Consider the following 3201-nt stretch of genomic DNA (forward strand, 5'->3'; position numbering starts at 1 on the left):
GCCGCGTCGTGGCCCGCAGGTCCGGCCCGATCGGTCGGCTCGCCCGCGGCAACGCGATCCGCGACCCGCGCCGGACCGGCGCGACCGCCGCCGCCCTGATGATCGGCCTCGCGCTCGTGGGCAGCCTGTCCCTGGTCGCGTCCTCGCTGGTGGTCTCGGTGGACGGACAGCTCGAACGCACCATGAACGCCGACTACTTCGTGCTGTCGTCGCATCCGATGACCGAACAGGTCGCCCGTACCGTGCGCGAAACGCCGGGCTTGGACCACGTCACCGCGCAAAAGACCGTACAGGCCGACCTGATCACCGCCCACGGCACCGCGAAGGACCACGAACTCACCGCCACCACGGCGCGCTTCACGGACGACTTCCGGCTCACCTTCACCGCCGGCGACGCCGCCTCGACGCTCGCCCCGGGCAAGGCCGCCGGCGACGGGATCACCGTGCCCGAGGGGTTCGCCGACGAGTATCGGCTGAAGGTCGGCGATCCGGTCCGCGTGCGTTTCCACGGCGGCGGCACCGCGTCGCTGCACGTCGGCGGGATCGTGCGCGACGGCGACGTGTTCGCCTCCGGCGCGACCTACGTCGGGATGGATACCGTACGAGCCCAGCTGCCCGCCGACCAAGTCCCGCTGGACGACGTGTACTTCGCGACCGCCGCGAGCGGTGCCGACCGCGCCGAGGTGTATCGGGCCCTGACCTCCCGCCTCGACCGGTTCCCGCAGACCAAGGTCCGCGACCGGGACAGCTACCGGCAGGCCCTGCACGACACGGTCTCCACCGCGCTCGCCCTCGTGTACGCACTGCTCGGCCTCGCGATCGTGGTGGCCGTGCTCGGCGTGGTCAACACCCTCGCGCTGTCCGTCGTCGAGCGCACCCGCGAACTCGCCCTGCTGCGCGCCTTGGGCGTCACGGGCCGACACGTGCGCCGGATGATTCGGATCGAGGCCGTGTCGATCTCGGTGGTCGGCGCCCTCCTGGGCCTGGTGCCGGGGCTGGCGTGGGGCATCGCCACCCAGCGCACGCTGGCCGGCCGGGGCCTGGATACGCTCGCCGTTCCGTGGCCGACGATCATCGCCGTACTGGTCGGTTCGGTCGTGGTGGGACTGGTTGCGGCCTGGCTGCCGGCCCGCCGAGCAGCCCGGGTCGCGGTACTGCCGGCCATGTCCGGCACCGGCTGAACCGGCGGAAGCCGAGTAGGGGGAAGCCACCTCGGCGGAGCCTTGTCGACCGGAGCCGTCTCGGCCGGAACCGCATCAGCCGGCGGCAGCATCAGCCGGCAGCGGAAAGTCGGCTGTAGCCGAAAGTCGGCTGTAGCCGAAGGTCGGCTGTAGCCGCAAGTCCGCCGAAGCGGGACCGAATCAGACGAGGACGGGAGGAAGAACCATGACCGAGACGACGACCCCCGTCCCTCGTGGGCGCTCGTTCACCGCGCTCGCCAGGGCGGGCGTGCGCGGTGCGGCGCGACTCGCCGCCGGAGCCGGCACCGCGCTGCTCACCCTGTTCTTCCTGATCGGGGCCGGGCCGCTGTACGTGCTCACGCCCCGGCCCCGCCGCGCGTCGACTCGGCTGATCAGGCGTGGTGCTCGGGCGCTGACCGGGCTCGAACTCCGGCGGCTCGGGCGCCCCGGGCGCGAACACGCCGCGCCGCCCGTCGAGACCGGGCGGCTGATCCGCTACCTCGCCGCGCACGTGCCGGTGGGGCTGCTCGGCGGCGCGGTGCTCGCCCTGACCGGGTTCGGCATCGGGAGCGCGGCGGTAATGGTGGGCGCGTGGCTCGCGGGCAGCGCGAACACGACCGCGACCGACGTGCTGATCCTGGTTGCGCCCGGACTGGTGCTGCTCTACCTCGCGGTGCACGGCCTGGTCCGGATCGCCGAGACGGACCGGGCGCTGTCCCGGCGCATGCTCGGACCCGATCCGCGCGAGGTACTGCGCCGGCGGGTCGACGAGTTGGCCGCGAGCCGGGCGGGCGTCGTAGAGGCTGTGCACGAGGAGCGCCGACGGATCGAACGTGACCTGCACGACGGCGTGCAACAGCGCCTGGTGGCGCTGGGCATGCTGCTCGGGCGGGCCCGCCGAGGCAGCGGCGACTCGGCGCGTACCGACGAACTGCTGCGCCAGGCGCACGAACAGGCGCAGCAGGCGCTGACCGATCTGCGCGACGTGGCCTGGCGGATCCACCCGACCGGTCTGGACGACGGCGGGCTGCACGCGGTCCTGGAGACGCTCACGGAGCGCGCGCCGCTGCGGGTCGACCTTTCGTACGAAGTCGCGCGCGAACCCGCGCCGATCCTGGCCACGGCCGTCTACTTCGTGGTCGCCGAGGCGGTCACCAACACCGTCAAGCACGCGCTGGCCGACGCCGTCGCGGTGACCGTCTCGCGCCATGGCGAGGGCGCCGACGACGTATTGTGCGTGCGCATCGTCGACGACGGCATCGGCGGCGCGGATCCGGCCGGCGGCGGCCTGTCCGGGCTGGCCCGGCGGATCGCCGCACTCGACGGAACCCTCCGGGTCGACAGCCCGCTCGGAGGCCCCACCACGATCACCGCGGAGGTGCCGTGCGGATAGTCCTGGCCGACGATTCGGCGTTGTTGCGGGAGGGCCTCGCCCGGCTGCTCGCCGACGAGGGGCACGACGTGGTGGCCGGCGTGGCCGACGGCGACGCGATGGTCGAGGCGGTGACCGAACATCGCCCCGACGTGGTGGTGGTCGACGTGCGGATGCCGCCGACACACACCGACGAGGGGTTGCGGGCGGCCCTGGAGGTTCGTCGGCGACTCCCCGGGGTGGGGGTGCTGGTGCTGTCCCAGTACATCGAGAAGCGCTACGCGGTCGAGCTGCTGACCCAGGACGGCGCGGCCGTCGGCTACCTGCTCAAGGACCGGGTCGCGCACGTCGACGACTTCCTCGACGCGCTGGCCCGGGTTGCCGCCGGTGGCGCGGCGTTCGACCCCGAGGTGGTCCGCCAACTCCTCGCCCGAACCAGCCACGCCGACCCGCTCGGGAAGCTCAGCCCCCGCGAACGCGAGGTGCTCGCGCGGATGGCGGAGGGCCTCACCAACGCGGCGATCGGCCGGGCCCTGCACGTGTCGCAGAGCGCGGTGGAGAAACACGTCAACGCGATCTTCGACAAACTCGACCTGTCCCACGTGACCGGATACAGCCGCCGTGTCCTGGCCATCCTGCGCTACCTGG

The 3201-nt window shown here is 72.9% G+C and carries 3 protein-coding genes; all 3 read left to right on the top strand.

Annotated features, from left to right (window positions below; genetic code table 11):
* Positions 1-1181 (top strand): ABC transporter permease (locus GT354_RS16265; RefSeq protein WP_161357032.1); only part of this gene is annotated, 1181 nt, incomplete at its 5' end.
* A 205-nt stretch (positions 1182-1386) separates the two neighbouring features.
* Positions 1387-2574 (top strand): histidine kinase, encoded by a 1188-nt coding sequence (locus GT354_RS16270; protein ID WP_161357033.1) that lies wholly within the window; start codon positions 1387-1389, stop codon positions 2572-2574.
* A partial coding sequence (locus GT354_RS16275) for a response regulator transcription factor (RefSeq protein WP_161357034.1) occupies positions 2565-3201 on the top strand: 637 nt, incomplete at its 3' end. The genes GT354_RS16270 and GT354_RS16275, both read left to right, overlap by 10 nt.

This window comes from Streptomyces sp. SID3343, assembly GCF_009865215.1.
In the GTDB taxonomy this organism is placed as follows: domain Bacteria; phylum Actinomycetota; class Actinomycetes; order Streptomycetales; family Streptomycetaceae; genus Embleya.

What these genes read in the sequence shown, in the direction of transcription:
- GT354_RS16270 (WP_161357033.1), top strand. Translation starts at nt 1,387, where the DNA reads ATGACCGAGACGACGACCCCCGTCCCTCGTGGGCGCTCGTTCACCGCG.